17 protein-coding genes and 1 pseudogene are annotated in these 16,387 nt (G+C 69.3%); 3 read left to right on the top strand and 15 right to left on the bottom strand.

Translation table 11 applies throughout. The features are described 5' to 3' along the window. Positions 1 to 530: 530 nt before the first annotated feature. Positions 531 to 1,685, top strand: a complete 1,155-nt coding sequence (locus tag EDD92_RS30005) for a winged helix DNA-binding domain-containing protein (RefSeq protein ID WP_123967217.1) — start codon at positions 531 to 533, stop codon at positions 1,683 to 1,685. Positions 1,686 to 1,688: 3 nt separating this feature from the next. On the opposite strand, the gene EDD92_RS30000 is transcribed toward EDD92_RS30005, so the two are convergent. From EDD92_RS30000 to EDD92_RS29985, 4 genes are all read right to left on the bottom strand, one after another. Then, positions 1,689 to 2,480, bottom strand: coding sequence for a methyltransferase domain-containing protein (locus EDD92_RS30000; RefSeq protein ID WP_123967216.1), 792 nt, complete (start codon positions 2,478 to 2,480; stop codon positions 1,689 to 1,691). Between the two features lie 144 nt (positions 2,481 to 2,624). Further along, a complete protein-coding gene (locus EDD92_RS29995; protein ID WP_123967215.1) occupies positions 2,625 to 3,497 on the bottom strand; it encodes an LLM class flavin-dependent oxidoreductase in 873 nt (290 codons plus the stop codon). Positions 3,498 to 3,542: 45 nt separating this feature from the next. Continuing rightward, on the bottom strand, positions 3,543 to 4,127 hold the full coding sequence (locus EDD92_RS29990) for a dihydrofolate reductase family protein (RefSeq protein ID WP_123967214.1): 585 nt from the start codon (positions 4,125 to 4,127) through the stop codon (positions 3,543 to 3,545). Positions 4,128 to 4,222: 95 nt separating this feature from the next. Further along, positions 4,223 to 4,993, bottom strand: a complete 771-nt coding sequence (locus tag EDD92_RS29985) for an A24 family peptidase (RefSeq protein ID WP_123967213.1) — start codon at positions 4,991 to 4,993, stop codon at positions 4,223 to 4,225. Positions 4,994 to 5,123: 130 nt separating this feature from the next. On the opposite strand from EDD92_RS29985, the gene EDD92_RS29980 reads away from it, so the two are divergent. Then, a complete protein-coding gene (locus tag EDD92_RS29980; protein WP_123970616.1) occupies positions 5,124 to 5,510 on the top strand; it encodes a DUF192 domain-containing protein in 387 nt (128 codons plus the stop codon). A gap of 19 nt (positions 5,511 to 5,529) precedes the next feature. On the opposite strand, the gene EDD92_RS29975 is transcribed toward EDD92_RS29980, so the two are convergent. Together EDD92_RS29975 and EDD92_RS50005 are read right to left on the bottom strand one after the other, a co-directional pair. Further along, the gene (locus tag EDD92_RS29975) at positions 5,530 to 6,363 is read right to left on the bottom strand and encodes a hypothetical protein (RefSeq protein ID WP_123967212.1); all 834 of its coding nucleotides are present in this window, start codon (positions 6,361 to 6,363) and stop codon (positions 5,530 to 5,532) included. Then, complete coding sequence (locus tag EDD92_RS50005) at positions 6,360 to 8,411, bottom strand: hypothetical protein (protein WP_185124161.1); 2,052 nt, start codon at positions 8,409 to 8,411, stop codon at positions 6,360 to 6,362. Before EDD92_RS50005 ends, EDD92_RS29975 begins: the two co-directional genes overlap by 4 nt. Before the next feature lie 441 nt (positions 8,412 to 8,852). On the opposite strand from EDD92_RS50005, the gene EDD92_RS29965 reads away from it, so the two are divergent. Beyond that, positions 8,853 to 9,605: a hypothetical protein gene (locus EDD92_RS29965; RefSeq protein WP_260326834.1), complete on the top strand. Its 753-nt coding sequence runs from the start codon at positions 8,853 to 8,855 to the stop codon at positions 9,603 to 9,605. A gap of 99 nt (positions 9,606 to 9,704) precedes the next feature. On the opposite strand, the pseudogene EDD92_RS29960 reads toward EDD92_RS29965, so the two are convergent. The 9 genes and pseudogenes from EDD92_RS29960 to EDD92_RS29915 form a co-directional block, all read right to left on the bottom strand. Continuing rightward, positions 9,705 to 10,076: pseudogene (locus EDD92_RS29960) on the bottom strand (OmpA family protein); the annotation flags it as partial. A 320-nt stretch (positions 10,077 to 10,396) separates the two neighbouring features. Continuing rightward, positions 10,397 to 10,786, bottom strand: a complete 390-nt coding sequence (locus tag EDD92_RS29955) for a hypothetical protein (RefSeq protein ID WP_123967211.1) — start codon at positions 10,784 to 10,786, stop codon at positions 10,397 to 10,399. Beyond that, positions 10,783 to 12,795 (bottom strand): PrsW family glutamic-type intramembrane protease, encoded by a 2,013-nt coding sequence (locus EDD92_RS29950; RefSeq protein WP_221268135.1) that lies wholly within the window; start codon positions 12,793 to 12,795, stop codon positions 10,783 to 10,785. Before EDD92_RS29950 ends, EDD92_RS29955 begins: the two co-directional genes overlap by 4 nt. A gap of 727 nt (positions 12,796 to 13,522) precedes the next feature. Then, positions 13,523 to 13,915 (bottom strand): hypothetical protein, encoded by a 393-nt coding sequence (locus EDD92_RS29940; protein WP_123967210.1) that lies wholly within the window; start codon positions 13,913 to 13,915, stop codon positions 13,523 to 13,525. Then, positions 13,912 to 14,193, bottom strand: a complete 282-nt coding sequence (locus EDD92_RS29935; protein WP_123967209.1) for an Arc family DNA-binding protein — start codon at positions 14,191 to 14,193, stop codon at positions 13,912 to 13,914. The genes EDD92_RS29940 and EDD92_RS29935 overlap by 4 nt, the downstream gene beginning before the upstream one ends. A gap of 102 nt (positions 14,194 to 14,295) precedes the next feature. Next, positions 14,296 to 14,877: an OmpA family protein gene (locus EDD92_RS29930; protein ID WP_123970615.1), complete on the bottom strand. Its 582-nt coding sequence runs from the start codon at positions 14,875 to 14,877 to the stop codon at positions 14,296 to 14,298. 80 nt (positions 14,878 to 14,957) lie between these two features. Continuing rightward, positions 14,958 to 15,542 (bottom strand): hypothetical protein, encoded by a 585-nt coding sequence (locus tag EDD92_RS29925; RefSeq protein WP_123970614.1) that lies wholly within the window; start codon positions 15,540 to 15,542, stop codon positions 14,958 to 14,960. Between the two features lie 34 nt (positions 15,543 to 15,576). Then, positions 15,577 to 16,179 (bottom strand): pilus assembly protein TadG-related protein, encoded by a 603-nt coding sequence (locus tag EDD92_RS29920; protein ID WP_185124160.1) that lies wholly within the window; start codon positions 16,177 to 16,179, stop codon positions 15,577 to 15,579. Next, the gene (locus tag EDD92_RS29915) at positions 16,179 to 16,376 is read right to left on the bottom strand and encodes a Flp family type IVb pilin (RefSeq protein ID WP_123967208.1); all 198 of its coding nucleotides are present in this window, start codon (positions 16,374 to 16,376) and stop codon (positions 16,179 to 16,181) included. Before EDD92_RS29915 ends, EDD92_RS29920 begins: the two co-directional genes overlap by 1 nt. Between the last annotated feature and the right edge of the window lie 11 nt (positions 16,377 to 16,387).

Here is a 16,387-nt window from a genome sequence, read left to right as displayed (position 1 = left end):
TCCCAAGGGTGGTTGGGGGCACAGAAAACGGGCCGGTCCGTGGGGGGGAGACGGACCGGCCCGAGGGGGGGTTTCCACCATAACCCTTCGTAAGTGCTGCTGGGTGCATCGGCGTGCCACAACTACTCTCCGAATTCGAACGGCGACGCGCCGATGGCCATGGAGAGGCGGTTTCATGGCGGGCTCATGGCCGGATCACGGCGGATTTCCAGGGGAAACGGGTGAGAAGCGGAGTGATCCGGAGGGTTTGCCGCGTCTTGGGTCCCGTTCGGCGAGTTGTCCCCGCATCCCCCAGCCGGGTGACCCGACCCGCGAACGCCGGTTTGACGTGGAGAGGGCACCGCGCAGCCCCCTCCACTGCGCGGTGCCGCCGCGCAGCTTTGCTCACGCGAATTACCTTGGTCTGAACTTACGTGACCGATGGGACTGAAATCGACTCGCGGGGATAACGATGTGAAAACCGCACACGTTCGCGCACGGAACGTCGATCTAGGACAGGAACTGTCCTGCTCCCGTCCTACGGTCGTCTCATGACCTTGAGGATCAGCTGGAACGAGGCGAGCGCGCGCCGACTGGAACGGCAGTTCCTGGCCAACCCTGCCGAGCCGGGTACGGCGGTCGCCGATGTCGTCGACGCGATGCTCGCCGCGCATGCGCAGGTGCTGTCGGCCGCCGAGGTGTCGGTGGGGGTGCGGACGGCCGGGACGACCCGCGCCGCGGTGCGCGCCGCCCTGTGGGAGGAGCGGACCCTGGTGAAGACGCACGGCCCGCGCGGGACCGTACATCTGCTGCCCGCGCGCGAACTGCCCCTGTGGTGCTCGGCATTGCCCGCTGTGCCGTCCAAGGCGAGCCCGTTCGCAGCGGACGCGCGGCTCACCGAGGAGCAGGCACAGCAGATCGTGGCGGCGATCGGGGACGCCCTGGAAGGCGCGTCCCTGACCGTCGACGAGCTGAGCGAGGAGGTCGTCGCCCGCACCGGCTCCTGGGCCGGCGACCGGGTGATGCCCGCGTTCCAGGACCTGTGGCCGCGCTGGCGGCAGGTGCTGCACCGGGCCGGCCAGTCCGGCGCCCTGTGCTTCGGCCCGAACCGGGGCCGCAAGGTGACGTACACCCGCCCGCCCCGCTTCACACCGCTGCCGCCGGACGAGGCGGTGAGCGAGCTTGCACGCCGCTACCTGCGCGCATACGGCCCGGCGACGCCGCAGGACTTCGCCAAGTGGCTGGCGGCGCCCGGAGGCTGGGCCGTCAAGCTGTTCGGCACGCTCGCCGGGGCCGGGGAGATCGAGGAGGTCGTCTTCGAGGGGGCCAGGGGGTGCTGGGTCGTGGCGGGCGACACGGAGTTCCCGGAGGGACGGGTGCGCGGGGTCCGGCTGCTGCCGTACTTCGACGCGTACGGCATCGCCGCGCAGCCCCGGGAGCTGCTGTTCCCGGGGGCCGCGTACCGACGTGCGCTGGCGGGCGGCCAGGCCGGCAACTACCCGGTGCTGCTGGTGGACGGCGTGGTGGCGGGGGTGTGGCACCAGCGGCGCCGGGGACGTCGTACGACCGTCACGGTGGAGCCGCTCGGGCGGCTGACGGCCCGGCAGGAGCGCGACTTGGGCGAGCAGGTGGAGCGGGTCGGGCAAGTGCTGGAGGCGGAGCCGGAGTTGGTGATCGGGGAGGTGACGGCGGGAGCGCACGCATAGGGCTCACCGGTGGTGCGGCCTGCGGGCCTCGACGAGGTGGCGGGTGCTGTGCGCGACGAACGGGCCCTCGGCCTCGATCTGTCCGTGCAGGGCGCGGAGCCGGTCCTCGTACGCCTCGACCGTGAAATCGGGGACCATCCAGATCACCTTGCGGAGGAAGTGGACGACGGCTGCGATGTCGTGGAACTCGATGCGGAGCCGTTCGGCGCGCAGGTCGACGATCTCCAGGCCGGCGGCTTCGGCGCGGGCGCGTTCGTGGTCGGGGTGGCGGTCGCAGCTCACCTCAGGCCCCAGGGGGCCGAGGAAGTGCTCGACGAGTTCGAAGACGCTGCGTGGGCCCACGTGCTGGGCGAAGTACGTGCCCCCGGGCTCCAGCACGCGCTGGATCTCCGCCCACCGGGGACTGACCGGATGCCGGCTGCTGACCAGGTCGAAAGCGCCGTCCGTGAAGGGCAGCGGCGCGTCCTCGGGCGCGGCGACGACCACCGTGCCGCGCGGGCGGAGCAGCGTGGTGGCCTTGGCGACGTTCGGCGGCCAGCCCTCGGTCGCGGCGGTGAGCACCGGCGCCTTCTCGGCCCGGCCGAGGGCGAAGTCCAGGACCTCCCCTCCCCCGGTCTGGATGTCCAGCGCTGCGGTGGCTCCGGCCAGACGGTCGGCGAGGGAGAGGGCGTATCCCCATGACGGCCGCTCCTCCGTGGCCCGGCCCTCGAACCAGGAGAAGTCCCAGCCCTCGGTGGGCACGGCGGTGCCTTCGGCCACGAGGTCCTCGAAGCGACGGTTTTCCCTACGGGGCATGAGTGATCTGTCCTGTCAGAGGTGGGGGGCATCTGCGGCGCCGTCGTGGCTGGTCGCGCCCACGCGGCGGAGCCGCACACCGATACGGCCCCGCGCCCCTTTCGGGGCGCTGCCGAACCGTCGTGGACTTGGCGAAACCTGCGGTCACGGGACCAGTGGCCTGACCTCTTGCGCTGCGAACCGTACGAAGCCCTCGGGGTCCGGCTCGTCGCCCGTCGGCTGGAGGATCACCCTGTCGGCGCCTGCGTCCGCCAGCCGCTGCACGGCCTTGGCGACGGCACCCGCGTCTCCGGCGACCCCCAGGTCGGGGACGGACTCGAGGCCCTCGTCGGCGAGTTCGGCGCGGAGGCGGGCAGCGGCGTCGGGGCCGGTGGCGGTGAGGAGGTACACGACCACCTGGTGCGGATCGGTCCGGCCGGCCGACTTCCGTCCCTCGTCGATGAGCCGACGGGCCCGCCGTACGCCGTCGGCCGTGGTCGACGCGGTGAGGATCGTGCCGTCGGCCGCCTCCCCGGCCAGCCGCAGCGAACGCGGCCCGGTGGCGCCGGCCAGAACGGGCACGGGCCCGGCGGGCGGCCAGTCGAGCGCGACGTCGTCGAGCCGGACGTAGCGCCCCTCGGTCGTCACCCGCTCACCGCCAAGGAGAGCCCGCAGCGCGACAAGGTGCTCACGGAGCAGCGTGACGGGCGACTCGACCCGCGCCCCCACCTGCCCCATCCAGTCCTGCACACCATGCCCGACGGCGAGGACGGCGCGCCCCGGGAACATCCGGTGCAGCGCGGCGGCCTCCATCGCGGTGATGGCGACGTTGCGCAGCGGCACGGGCAGCAGCCCGACGCCCACCCGCAGTCGCTCGGTCCAGGCGAGGGCGGCAGCGGCGGTGGAGATCCCGCCCTCCCGGAAACAGTCCTCCCAGAGCCAGAGCTCTTCGAGGCCGTTCTCGTCCGCGAGGCGGGCGACGTCCCTGAGGCGCTCGGGAGGCAGTTGGGGGCGGAACACGGCACCGAGTCCAGTCATGCCTTCTTCCTATCCGGGCGGGAACGAACCGGACAACTCCTTTATTCACCGCCTCCGTTGGTCTCCGGTGGTCTCCGGCTCGTAGTGCAGGAGTACGACGCCGTTGCCGAAGACACGGCTCTCGGCGAGCCGGAGCGACGCCGCGATGTCGGCCTCCGGGAAGAGCCGTGTGCCGTGCCCGACCAGGGCGGGATGGACGTACACCCGGTACGCGTCGACGAGTCCGAGCCGCAGGAACTCCTCGGCGATCGCCGCCCCGCCGAGCCAGAGATCCGCACCCGCCCGCTCCTTGAGCGCCCTGACCTCCTCGGGGACGACGTCCCGGTAGACGGTGGTGTTCCACCCGGCGTGCTCGATCGTCCGCGAGTACACGGCCTTGGGGATGTCCCGCCAGATCCCGGCGAACTCGACGGTGACGGCGGAGGCGTCGGGGTCCGCGTCCGCGGTGGGCCAGTAGGAGGCCATCCCCTCGTAGGTGCGGCGGCCGCTGAGCAGGCCGCCGAGTTGTCCGATGGTGTCGTTCATGTGCTGGTGGAGCTCGTCGTCGACCCTGTGCCAGGAGATGTCGTGGTCCGGGCCCTCGATATAGCCGTCGAGGGAGATGCCCATCGTCCACACGATCTTCGCCATCGGCCACCTCGCCCTGGTCAGTGCCCGGTGCGTCCCGCACAGGTCGTCGTGTTCACCGTACGCGCGGATCGTTCACCTGCGCGGTGTGCGCGCCGTCAGGCCGCCGCGAATGCGCCCAGCAGCAGCCCCGTGAACGCCCCGCCGATCATGAACGGGCCGAACGGAATGGCCGACTTGCGGCCCGCGCGGCGTGCGACGACCATCCCGAGGCCGTACACCGAGCCGTAGAGAAGGCCCGCGAAGGCCCCCGTCAGCAGGATCTGCCAGCCGTACCAGCCGAGGGCCGTGCCCAGGGCGAGGGCGAGTTTCACGTCGCCGAAGCCCATGCCGGACGGGTTGACGAGGAAGAGGACGAGGTAGGCGGCGCCCAGGGTCAGGCCGCCGAGGAGGGCCGTGGGCCAGGATCCCGTGGCGGAGGGGAGGCCGGTGGCGATACCGAGGAGGGCGGCGGTCGTGGCGGCCAGCGGCAGCGTGAGGACGTCGGGGAGGCGGTGGACCCGGTGGTCGACGAGGGTCAGCAGGACCGCCACCGGGGTGAGGATCACCCAGACCGCCGTCTCGGGGTGGGGCCCGGCTGCGGCGGCAAGGGCCGTACAGACGAGGGCCGTTGCCGTGGAGACGGCCACCGTGCTCGGGCCGTACGGACCGCACAACCCTGCTCCCTCGGCCCCTTCTGTCCCCCCGGTCTGCCGGCAGTCCGCTCGGCCCAGCCAGCCGGAGAAGGCGCCCGTGATCCGGTGGCCTCCGGGACAGCGGTCCCTCCACGGCCGACCCGGGTCCACCGAGAAGCGGTGGGCCGCGCGGGGCAGGAAGAGGCCCGTTCCCGCGCCCCACAGGGCCGCCACGAGGGTGAGGAGTGTGCGCACGGCGGGACCTTATGCCCGCCGTGGGCCGGGCGGCATGGGTCCCTGGGCCCACGGGGGGCCTACTGCCGTGCGGAGCGGATACGTTCAGTCCGGCAAGGAGACGGTGGCGGCGGTGGGAGGTGGCCTCGGGATGGGGCGGCAATGGCGGGACGGGCAGGGGAAGTTGATCGTGCGTACGGGGGGTGGTGCGGGCGCTTTCGCCGTTCCGCTGGAGATCGCCGCCTCCTACCGCGCCCGTACGAAGGGGTTGTTGGGGCGGGACTCGGTCGACGGGGCGATGCTGCTCTCCCCCGCCAACAGCGTGCACACGTTCCGGATGCGGATGCCCATCGATGTCGCCTACCTCGACCGCGACCTGACCGTCATCGCCGTACTCACCATGAAGCCCTGGCGGTTGGGGCTGCTCCGGGCCCGGGCGCGGCATGTGCTGGAGTCGGAGGCCGGGGCGATGGAGGGGTGGGGGCTGAGGGTGGGGGTGCGGGTGGAGGTGATTCCTGAGGTCCAGGCCGGGTCGTAGACGAGCCGTCCACGAGCCGTCACCAGGGAATGCTCGCGGGGCTCCGGTCCCGCCACCAGCGTTCGGTTTCCGTCGTCGGGGCGGCCTCGGTCGCTCTGCGGAAGTCGTCGTCCAGCCGGGCCAGGACCGCGCGCAGGCCATCCGTGTGCCGGTCGTCGACCTCGGTCACCAGCTGCGCCAGGTCGTCCCGGGCCTGGAGGTCGCGCTGGAAGAGGGCCTTGTGATAGCGCCCGCGCGGACCCCACCGGTCCGTGGCCACACGGCGCACGAGCCGCTCCCATACCCGCAGGCAATAGTGGACGCGCCCTTCGACACTCGCCGTCGTGCCCGTCGGGTACGTCGCCAGGAAGGCATCGGAGACAGGCGTCTCGATCCGTTCGTACTCGAGGACTTCGGGGAGGATCTCCACCCTCGCGCGGGGAAGATCGGCCACCTTCTCCTCCACCACGTCGACCCGGTACGTCGTGTCCTCGTCGGAGTCGACGGCCTCCAGGCGGCACCGGACGGCCCGTCCGTCCGGCGTCGCCACCCAGTAGGCGCTGTCCAGGTCGAGGTCCAGGGAGGGGTGGAGGACCGAGGCCGCCGCCCGGGCGGCGAGCCCGCGGGCCAGTTCCGCCTCGGTCAGGGCGCCGGACGTACCGTCCTCGACGGAGATGTCGAGTTCCAGCGCCAGATCACCGGGAGGCAGCACGCGGTAGGTGCACAGGACCCGTGAATCCCAGCGCCGCGCCTCCTGGTCCGCGTCCGTGTCGGCGACGTCGACCTCCTCCTCCGGCACGGCCAGCAGCTCTGCCAGTGCACTGCGGAGGCCGGCCTCCTCCACTTCCGCGACGGTGAAGAGATTCGCGATCACTTGTACGTCCCGTCGTACACCTGCTTGGCCTTCGCGACCTTGTCCGGGTTGTCGACGAACTTCGGATCGCGCCGCAACTGCTGCGACTTGCCGAGATCGCCCTTGTTCCGCACGATCTCCTTCAGGGCAGCGTATTCAATGCGGTCCATGTCGACCAAGCCAGGCCCCGACTTGGGGAAGACCGTCCCGGTGTCCTCGATTCCGTACTGCCGGCCGTTGATCTCGTACGTGTTTCCGTCCGGCAGGAGCTTGGCGCGGCCCTTCGCGATCGCCTCGATGTCCTCGCGGACCAGATCCTCGTTCCCCCGCAGGATCACGGTGTTGCGTTCCTTGACCAGACCGCTGCCCGCGCCGCCGACGGTGTGCCGTTTGTTGGGGAACCTCAGCGTCTTCCCGCCCGCCGGCCCGGCGACGTCGTCTCCCGCCTGCCAACGGTCCGCCGCCTTGTCCGCCTCGTCGGCCTGCCTGCGGGCCTCCTCGGCCTCCTTCTTGGCGTCCTCGTCGCATCCGTCCTCGGCGAGTACGACGTACGGGGAGCCGGAGGCTCCGGCGGCGAGGACGGTGGTGCCGGTGCCGGAGGAGCCGGTGAAGGTGGCCCCGCCGGTGGTGCCGTCGTACGGGACGCGGCGGCTCGGGGCGGAGATCGTGCAGCCGCTCTGCCTGGCCTTCTTCTCGGCCTCCTCCGCCGCGTCGTCGGCCTCTTTCGCCGCCTTCTCCGCGCCCGCCGCATCGCCTGCCCTGGCCGCCTTCTTGGCGTCCTCCGCCGCCTCGCCCGCCTTCTCCGCGAGCTCGCCGAGCTTTCCGAGCCGGCCCAGTTTGCCGAGGTCACCGACCTTCTCGCCGACCTTGGCAACGTCGTAGCCGGGGATGAAAAGGGAGCCGATGTTCCAGAGGACATGGCTGACGGCACGCGTCTGGTGGCCGTTCTTCCAGTCGCCCGCAGCGTCTTCGCCGATGAAAACGTCGTAGAGGACGGTCCCGCCGGTCTTCAGCGACGCGCCGCCCCAGCCCAGGACGGCGCCCAGGTAGTCGCCCCTGGACCACTTGTCCCGGGCGCCCTTGGAGTTCCCCATCCAGCCGTGGCCGAGCTGCTTGCCGTAGTCACCGATGCCCTTCACGGTGTCCAGCGGGTGGCGGACCAGGTCGTAGATGCCGGTGACGTCACCCCAGACGCCGTCGACGAACAGGCCCTGACCGGCCTGCTTGATCTGGTCGCCGGCGCAGCCGAAGAAAGCACCGACGCCGGAGAAGCAGCCGTCGTCGTTCTTGTCGCTGCTGTTGTCGGTCTTGTCGTCGGTCTTGTCGTCGGTCTTGTCGTCGGTCTTGTCGTCGGCGCCGTCGGTTTTCTGCTCCGGGGTGGCCGTGCCGTTGCCGTTCCCTGCCCTGACGTCCGTCCCGCCGCCCGACGGGGCCGGGCAGCCCATGCCGGTGACCTTGCAGACCTGGGTCTCGATGCCGCCGTAGATCTGAGTGCCGAGGCCGCTGACCAGCAACCCCGTGATGAGAGCGGCGACGATGGCGACGAGTCCGGCGTACTCGACGGCGGTCTGGCCGTCGTCACGGCGCCAGCGGATCATGCGGGGCAGGGAGAAGGGGCGGTGCTCTGCGCGGTCGGGTGCGGCGAGGTCGTACCACTGCCTGCTTTCCGGCTGGAGCAGGAAGCAGAGGGTGACGACCGGGAGGAAGAGCTGGAGACCGCCCCGGCCGGACCCGGCGGCGAGGTCTGCGAGGCCTCCGAGCACCAGCCACACCTGTACGGCGACGAGCCCGCGCCGCACCGGGGGCCCGCCCTGCCGGCTGCGCAGGGCGAGCCACCAGCCCAAGGTGCCGGGGGCGGCGGCGTACCCGACGAGGGCGATGACGCCGCCGTCGAGGGCGTCATACGAGGCGGCGGTGAGGAGGAGGCCGATACCGCCGAGAACGGTGAATGCGAACAGCGTGTGCACGAGCACCAGGGCCACTGACAGCGGCCGCGGCAGCTCCCGCCGTCCGCCACGCCCGGAGGGCCACACGGCCTCGGACTCCGGCACTCCCCCGATCGAGGCCATGGCCCCTCCTCAACTGCCTGTGGTCCCCTTGCTTTTGGTCCACGACATCGCCAGAGGGTAGGGAGGGCGGCCCGGCCTGAGATGGGTCCGTAGGCCCAATTGCGCACCCAATCGGGTCGTGGGCGGGAAGTCCTCCGAGTTGGTTGCCGTGCGTTGCTTGAGACGCAAACGACACTTGCCTTGCTGACACCGCGGCGTCGTGGGGGGGGAGCTCCGGGGTTATCCACAGGGGGGCGGGGTGCGTCGGTGGAAGCGTGGGGGTGTGCGGGAGTTGCGGGAGACGGCTGTGGGCGGGTTGTTGGTGGTGTCGGCCGCCGTGGGGGCGAGGTGGGGGCGGGCCACCCTCTTCCGGCGGTTGAGGGAGGAGGGTGGGCGTGTCTCGGTGGGGGTGTGTGGGCGCAGCCGGGGGTTCGGCCGGACTTTGCCGTACGGCTTCGGGCGGTGCAGCTTGCCGCGCCGGAGCTCGTCGTCAGTCACCGGGCTGCGGCCTGGGCTTGGCGGATCGAACTCCTCAGCGTCGAGGCGGAGTTCACCGACCTGGGGCGGGTTCGGCAGCGCAAGGGAGTGCGCGTGCACCGCGGTGCGCTCGGTGCCGAGGAGGTCGTCGAGATGGCCTCGTTCGGCGGGTTGCGCGTGACCGGCGCCGACCGCACGCTGGCCGACCTGCTGTTCTGCGGGCCTCGGGACGAGGCCTTGGTCGCCGTCGACTCCGCGCTCTCCTATCGCACGGTGACCGTCGGCGAGCGGCGTGTCCGCCGGGCGCCGCTCACCCGCCTCGACGCGCTCGCAGCCGCCCTCTCCTCTCGCTCGCGTGGCCTCGACCGGGCGCGCGCCTGGCTCACGCTCGCCGACCCCGCGTGCGGGTCCCCGGCAGAGACGGTCGCCCCGCTGCGGATGCACGACGCCGGGCTGCACCCCGAGACCCAGGGCGAACTCATCACCCACGGCGGACGCCTCCTGCGCCCCGACTTCCTCTTCCGGGCGCAGGGCGTCGCCGTGGAGATCGAGGGGTACGCCTACCACGGTCGCCGCGAGGACCATCGCCGTGACGTCGCCCGCTTCAACGAGTTCCAGCAGTGCGCCGAGGTGCGGATCACGCTGCGGTTCACGGCGGAGGAGGTCTTCCACTCGCCGACGACGATGATTAACACGGTGCGGCGGGCACTGGGTACCGCCGACCGTCGGTGGGCTTGATCGGCCGGGGGCCGACGGCCGGTTCACAGGCGCCCTTCCCTGGCTGTGACCTTCAGTTCTGCGGGACGGGCTCTCGCGTCCGAGGGGCTCGTTGCTCGTTCAGCTCTCCGTGCGCGGGAACGGGACCTCGACCTGGCGGTTCTTCCTGCGGCCGGCCTCCGTGGAGTTGTCGGCGATCGGGTACTGCTCGCCGTAGCCGCGTACCTCGAAGGTGATGTTCGGGTCGTGCAGTTTCTGGTCGCGGACGTCCTGTACGGCGTTGGCGTGTTGCCGCGAGAGGACGTCGCTTTGGGCCGCCGAGCCCAGGTTGTCCGTGAAGCCGAAGACGCGGACCTTTGTTGCCTTCTGCTTCTTGATCTCGTCGGCGATCGCGGCGATACGGGACTTCGACTCGCCGCTGAGTTTCGCGTTGTCCTTGCTGAACAGGGCCTCTGCTTGGAGGGCGAACTTGACGTCGGAGTTGGTGTCTTCGCCTGAGGAACAGGTCGTAGCGGTCGAGGGTGGCCAGGATGCCGTAGACCTGTCGCGCTGTCGTCTCCCGGTGCTCCCAGTTCGAGTCGAAGTCCCCGACGGCGCACAGCGAGTCGAACCACTCGAACGGCATGCCGTGGTCCGCCTCGTACTCGTGAGTGACCTACTTCGATCGCCACGTGCCCGAGGCTCGCCGCGTAGTCAATGAACTCGGCGCCCGCCAGTTCGAGGGGGACGGGACGGTTCTGCAGGCCGCGCCGACGTTGTCGAGGATGGGGCGTGAGGCTGACCGGGGTGAATGAAGACGTAGTGCTACGTGCTCACGTTTCGGGGAGCAGTCGGATAACGGGAAGCGCGGACGCTACGTCAATGGCACCCCAATCTCCTTCCAGGTGGAAGGCCGAACCAGTCCAGAAGAGCGCGTCGATGCCTCCATAGTCCTTGGATCCGGATGCGTCCACTGCGGGAGGGGTTCCCTGGCCGGACCACACGAGGTTGCGCACCTCCGGGAATTCGATAGTTGCTCGCGCATAGCAGGCCTGCTCACCAGGCGCGGGCGGATGGTAGGCCGGGTGCTGCGGGGTGAGGACCAGCTCGACATCGAAGGCCAGATACCCGGGAGTGGCCTTGACCTGCAGAACGAAACTGTCCTCCAGGTAGACGTTCGCGAACCCGTCCAGCTTCGGGTATTCGATCTTTTCAGCATTCATGGCAAGTCCCAGATGATCGATGTGTGGTTCCCTGGGCTCTTCCTTGCAACGAGATTGCCGGTCGGATCGATTCGCTCTCCCTGAGCATTACGGATTTCCACATGCGGCATGCCGCTTCCAGGTGCACGACTGCTTCCTTGCTTCAGCGTCACGCGGACGATCCCGTTCTCATCTATGAATTTCGGAGGACCATTTTCTGTCTGCGTCTCCGTCCATCCCTGTTCGCGGGCCCATTTTGCGATACCGGATGCCGTCCGGTGCCCCCCGATCGCGTCGCCCGAAGCCGAACCCTGCTGTGCGGGAGGGGGGTTCGCCCCCGGACCTGATCCGCCGCCCCCACCACCGGCACCCCCGCCGACGGCCCCGGCCGCCATGAGGGCAATACCCGCTGCACCAAGTCGCGCGGCAAGAGCAGACACCATTATCCCCTCGCCCGACACGGTGATGCCCGCGAATGCCAGTCCAGCTCCCGGCGGAAACAGTGCAAGCACGGAGAGGAGCAGCAGGGCGAAGCCGACGTAGGCCAGGAATTTGTCGAGGGCGTCAAGGAGATGTGCGACGGGGATGACCCGCCCCTCGGGTCCGGCGGGCCCGGTGCTCCGCCAGAGCAGGAGCGTTCCGATCGTCGCGGAAGCCAGCGCCGAGGAGAGGCGCAGGCGGTGGGCAGCGAGTTGCTCGCCCAGCGGATGGGCTGCTGTCTCCCGCCAGGTGCGCAGCAGGGTGGCCGACTGCCAGGCGATCCACACCAGGGCGGCCATCGCGAAACCCAGCAGGATCTTCGGGCCGACGCCGGTGGTGAAGTAATCCTGTAGCCCGGCTGTCGACTTGAACGAGCCGACGCAGAGGAAGAGGACAGACGGGAGCAGCAGGACGCAGGGGATCAGCGCCACTAGCCTTCTACGGCTTCCCACAGCGGATCTGGCCGCTCTCACGTGGGCGCGTATGTCGGCCGTACGCCAGGCCCGTTCATGGTCAGTGGCGTCGATCCGCGTGGCGATGTCAGCCACTGCCCGACGTAACGGCTCGAGGGCGGGCGAGAGGGTGCCGACCGCTGCGTAGCAGAGGGCACGCCGCAGGCGTACGAAGCGCAGCGCGATCAGGACGGTGCACGGGAGGCGTCGGCTTGCGTAGCGGATCAGCGCGGCCGCGCTGTCGCCGTCCTCCTGCTCGGCCGAAAGCAGCAGGCCGGGTATTCGCCGCTTCCCCCTACGCAGGCAGACCCAGTCGACGGTCATCGCCAGGAACAGCACCAGCAGGGGAGCGAGCCACAGCTTGCCGTCCAGGTGCTCCAGCCACTGCTTGGCCTGCCTGTCGGTCGGGTGCTGGACGACGTAGTTGTTCAGGGTGTGGTGCGCCACGGACGCGCCGAGCGGCACCATCGCCAGCGGCTTCACCCAACCCTTCGCCCGCCACAGGAGGCCAACTCCCAGTCCCGCCAGGGCCGTCCACGCCAAGTGGTTGAAGGTGGGGACGGTGATGTCACCGGTCTGTCCGAGGTCGAGTGAAGCCGCAGGGGAGGGCAGCCAGGAGGTGAGCACCTGGCCCGGGCCGGGGATGTAGGGCGGGGAGAGGCTGTCCGGGACGATCCAGCCGCCGTGGCGTGCGAGCGCCCGATCCGCGTCCAGGGAGTATCGCAAAAGCGACTCCAGCAGACCGAATCCGGCTCCCAGTGCCGCGCCCAGTACTGTGAAGTCGGCCAGCCCCCACTGCCGCCGTACTTTCGTGTACGCCCCGATCAGCAACAGCGGCGACACCTTGACCAGTTCCTCCACCCACGGAGCGGTGGTGAAGGATGTGGTGTTCACGACCTCGACCAGAGACTGGCCGGTCCGGTCGGCGATCGCCCTGGTGTACGTCACTTCCAGCAGGGCCGCGGCCGTTCCACAGACGTAGACACCCACGATGAGCGCCAGCAGCACCGTGGCAAGGCGCACCGAGCGCGTCGGATACGACAGCACGAACAGCTGGACGACCCCGTACACGGCCGCGACCATCATGAGTACGGTCACGCAAGCCCCGCTCCCCCCAAAGCAAAGTGTGCATTGCTAACGCGAACGACATGTTAGTTCGGCCAGCCAATGACTACAACGATTAACCAGCCTTTGCTTCAAGGGGATTAGCGGCGGGCTGACGACCTCAGAGCGGCAATCATTCGCTCACATGGACATGCATGTCAGCGAGAAGGCGATGGCACCACCGGTGCCGGCCGCCGACAACCCCGTCCCGGAGATGACCGCTGAACTTCGGAGACGGTCCTTACGAGTAGGAGTTCCCTGCTCCATACGTTCGTGCTCCTTCGTACGGCAACACCGCCCACATCCGCGTACCTCCGCCCGGCTCCCGCGCATCGCCGAAGCCCCAGTCCGCCAGGATGCCCACGGTGTCGCCATCGCGCACAGCGCACAGCACCGTCGTGGCGTCGTTCTCGAGGGCACGCACCCACATTTCCCGCCGTCTGGAACGTGCCTCACGAGTAATGAGCCCCGGCTCCGAGAATCCGCCTGCAAGGTAGTACGCGGTGCGTGCCTGAGTGTGCAGGTCGGTGATCCGGTCCAGGCCGTCGAGGCTCGCAGTTCGCAGCAGAGTCCGGGAAGGCGTCGTGATCGGACGACGCGGCTGGCTCGATGTGCGGTTCCGCTCTGAGTGGGTTGCCGTCGGGACCGCCTGACGGCAACGCAACAGACCGGCGGCCTCTCGGACGCCGCGGGTTACCTGCGATCGGGCCTGTCCAACTCGTCAGCGGTTCAGGTCCATGACTCCGACCCCGAGCCCGGAATAAGCCTCCGGCGCGACCGTGGCCACCACCGCTCCGTCAGGGAGCATCGGGTTCGGCCGTGCGGCATGTACGGCCGCCGCGACGCCGAAGCCGACGTCGTCGCGGCACAGCTCGGCCACAGTCACAGCCATTGCGTAGTCGTCATCGATGACGCGGAGTACATCCAGCAGCACACCGGCGTGGGCGACGATCCCCGCTCGTTCGCGCTCAGCCTCCAACAGACACAGGAGCGGCATCCACAGGTACACGTCATCACTGGCCGCCGCCGCATGGATGAGACCTGAGACCTGCTTGTTCCCGCCCATTGTCTGCAGCGTGGCGCTGTCGAGGCCATAGTGTTCGGTGAGGTTCAACGGGACGACTCCGCCTCCGCGAGCGCAGCCCGATGAGCAGCGGTGGCTTCACGCATCTTGCGCCGCATCTCCGCAGACTCCTCGTCCGTCACGTAATGCCCGAACCGCTCGGCAAGCAGGGCGCGGGTGCGGTCGGCCCGTTCCTTGATCTGCTCTGGAGTCAGTGTCTGAGCAGCTATCTCCTGTATGAGGGCACGGAGACTCGTCCCCCTTGCCTCGGCCACGGCGGCGAGCTGGTCACGGACTTCTGCGGGCACGCGGATCATGACGTCGGCCATACCCCGCGTATACGCGACGTATACGCCTCGTGCTCCCTGTCTGCAGTTGACCCGTCCCTCTCGGCATCCATCCGGGACGGGCTACGCCGTTCGAGGACTTGCTCAGCTCTCTGTGCGCGGGAACGTGACCTCGACCCGGCGGTTCTTCCTCCGTCCGGCCTCCGTCGAGTTGTCGGCGATCGGGTACTGCTCGCCGTAGCCGCGTACCTCGAAGGTGATGTTCGGGTCGTGCAGTTCCTGGTCCAGGACGTCCTGTACGGCGTTGGCGCGCTGCCGGGAGAGGACGTCGCCGTGGGCCGCGGAGCCCAGGTTGTCCGTGAAGCCGAAGACGCGGACCTTCGTCGCGTTCTGCTTCTTGATCTCGTCCGCGATCGCGGCGATACGGGACTTCGACTCGTCGCTCAGCTTCGCGCTGTCCTTGCTGAACAGGACCTCGGCCTGGAGGGCGAACGTGACGTCGGAGTTGGTGTCTTCACGGCGTTCCTCGCCGCCCTGGTCCTCCACGACGGACTTGATGTCCAGGACTTTGGCGGCGGCGAGGGTGGCACCCTCGGGGAGTTTGAGGTCGGGGTCGTTGGGGTCCACTTTGACCGGCGCCGAGGCTGTTGGTTCGGTGCCGGGTGGGACGCTCGGGGAGTCGTCCGCGTGGGCGGTCACGGCGCCGAAGAGGTTGGTGGCGACCATGAGGGAGGCGGCGGTGAAGGTGAGGGCGAGGCGGGGGGTGCTCGCTCGGGTCGGGGTTCGGGTGTTGGTCACGGCGAGCCTCACCCGGAGATGGTGATGGTGCCGGCAGCGAAGCCGGGGAGCTGGAAGCTGACCTCAGAGGTGTCGGTCGGCGGCGACGGGAACTGCATGAATACGGCCAGGCTCTCACCGGCCTTGACGGTCGAAAAACCCGTTGTCGTCAATGGGCGGCCGTCTGTGTCGCGCAGGACGTAGTACCGCTTCTTGCCCTTCGAGTCGACGAGTGTGGCGCCGCCGAGGGACCTTCCGTTCCTGGTGATCTCGGTTTCGTTGCCGCTCAACGCGGCCGGCACAACAATGGTCTTCGCCCCGTCGTTCTTCAGATTGCCGTTCACTGTGACGAAGCCACCGGAGTCACGTTGGGCCGAGGTGATCTGCAGAAGCAGACCGTCCGGCCCCTTCAACTCGGCCAGGGGCGTGTCCGACTGACCCTCCTGAGCACTCGGGTCGGAACCACTGCGCTTGGAAGCGGACGCCGACGTGTCCGGCTTCTTGTCGTCGCCACCACCACCGCTGCCGCAACCGGCCGCCCCGAGGGCCAAACCGGTCGCAACGGTCAACGCGACCATCCCCCTACGGGCCTTCGCAGTGAACCGAATGCTCATGACTCCGCTTCCTTCATCACTCGTCGTTCGCTTGTCAGTCGGCCAGATGGACATCGAAGAGGTCCTCGGGTCCCGGTAGACCGGTGGGGTCGTGCGGGTCCACGGGCCAGGTCCGGCCGTCCTTACAGGTGAGCTGCGGCAGCGTGGCGTCCCCGGCGCCCCCATGGAGGGGTGGGAACGTGCAGAGCGGATCGATCACGGCGGTGGCGGAGGCCTTTGAGTGCTTGCTCTCCGTGCCGGGAACGATGGACTCGCCGACGGACTTGTTCGTCCTCACCGTGACCGTGTAGGTCAGGGGTTCCGGACGCACGCAACCCTGACCGACCAGCGCTGCATCGTTCTGCTCGGCGAGTTGCGCGGCGCGCACACAGGCCCCGTCATCTGGCAGCTTGCCGTCGAAGATGTCCTGCCACTTGGTCGGGTCGAGTACGTCGTCCAGCCACTGGCCGGCGAGCTGGTGCCGGGTCTCCTGGGCGGCCGCAAGCGCGGCAGCGTCTGCCGCCGTCTGCGCACCGTTCCGATTCGCTGCGGCCTGGCCGACCGCAAGGTAAGCGAACGCGAGAAAGAGCAGGCCCCCCACCACCGTGATGTAGATGGGGAAAGCCTGCCCTGCGTCGTCGTACCTACCGAGTCTCATCAGCCACCGGTGACCTCGCCGATCTTCGCCGTGATGGCGTCGAAGATGGACTGACCGATGTCGGTACCCGTAATAGCCAACACGATCGCCACAACCACCGCGATGATCCCCAGATACTCCACCGCCGTCTGCCCCTTGTCGTTGCGGGCGGCGCGGGTCTGCAGGTATGCGACGGTGGTGTTGATCCAGTTGCTCATGGTGTTCCCCT

It is taken from the genome of Streptomyces sp. TLI_185 (assembly GCF_003814765.1).
Taxonomy (GTDB): domain Bacteria; phylum Actinomycetota; class Actinomycetes; order Streptomycetales; family Streptomycetaceae; genus Streptomyces.
The sequence above is the reverse complement of the archived record's forward strand: the minus strand, read 5'-3'. Positions and strand labels throughout refer to the sequence as shown.

Excerpts from the sequence above, each read along its gene's own strand:
- EDD92_RS30005 (WP_123967217.1), top strand. The coding sequence starts at position 531 with ATGACCTTGAGGATCAGCTGGAACGAGGCGAGCGCGCGCCGACTGGAA.
- EDD92_RS30000 (WP_123967216.1), bottom strand. The coding sequence starts at position 2,480 with ATGCCCCGTAGGGAAAACCGTCGCTTCGAGGACCTCGTGGCCGAAGGC.
- EDD92_RS29995 (WP_123967215.1), bottom strand. The coding sequence starts at position 3,497 with ATGACTGGACTCGGTGCCGTGTTCCGCCCCCAACTGCCTCCCGAGCGC.
- EDD92_RS29990 (WP_123967214.1), bottom strand. The coding sequence starts at position 4,127 with ATGGCGAAGATCGTGTGGACGATGGGCATCTCCCTCGACGGCTATATC.
- EDD92_RS29980 (WP_123970616.1), top strand. The coding sequence starts at position 5,124 with ATGGGGCGGCAATGGCGGGACGGGCAGGGGAAGTTGATCGTGCGTACG.
- EDD92_RS50005 (WP_185124161.1), bottom strand. The coding sequence starts at position 8,411 with ATGGCCTCGATCGGGGGAGTGCCGGAGTCCGAGGCCGTGTGGCCCTCC.
- EDD92_RS29955 (WP_123967211.1), bottom strand. The coding sequence starts at position 10,786 with ATGAATGCTGAAAAGATCGAATACCCGAAGCTGGACGGGTTCGCGAAC.
- EDD92_RS29935 (WP_123967209.1), bottom strand. The coding sequence starts at position 14,193 with ATGGCCGACGTCATGATCCGCGTGCCCGCAGAAGTCCGTGACCAGCTC.
- EDD92_RS29930 (WP_123970615.1), bottom strand. The coding sequence starts at position 14,877 with ATGGTCGCCACCAACCTCTTCGGCGCCGTGACCGCCCACGCGGACGAC.
- EDD92_RS29925 (WP_123970614.1), bottom strand. The coding sequence starts at position 15,542 with ATGAGCATTCGGTTCACTGCGAAGGCCCGTAGGGGGATGGTCGCGTTG.
- EDD92_RS29920 (WP_185124160.1), bottom strand. The coding sequence starts at position 16,179 with ATGAGACTCGGTAGGTACGACGACGCAGGGCAGGCTTTCCCCATCTAC.
- EDD92_RS29915 (WP_123967208.1), bottom strand. The coding sequence starts at position 16,376 with ATGAGCAACTGGATCAACACCACCGTCGCATACCTGCAGACCCGCGCC.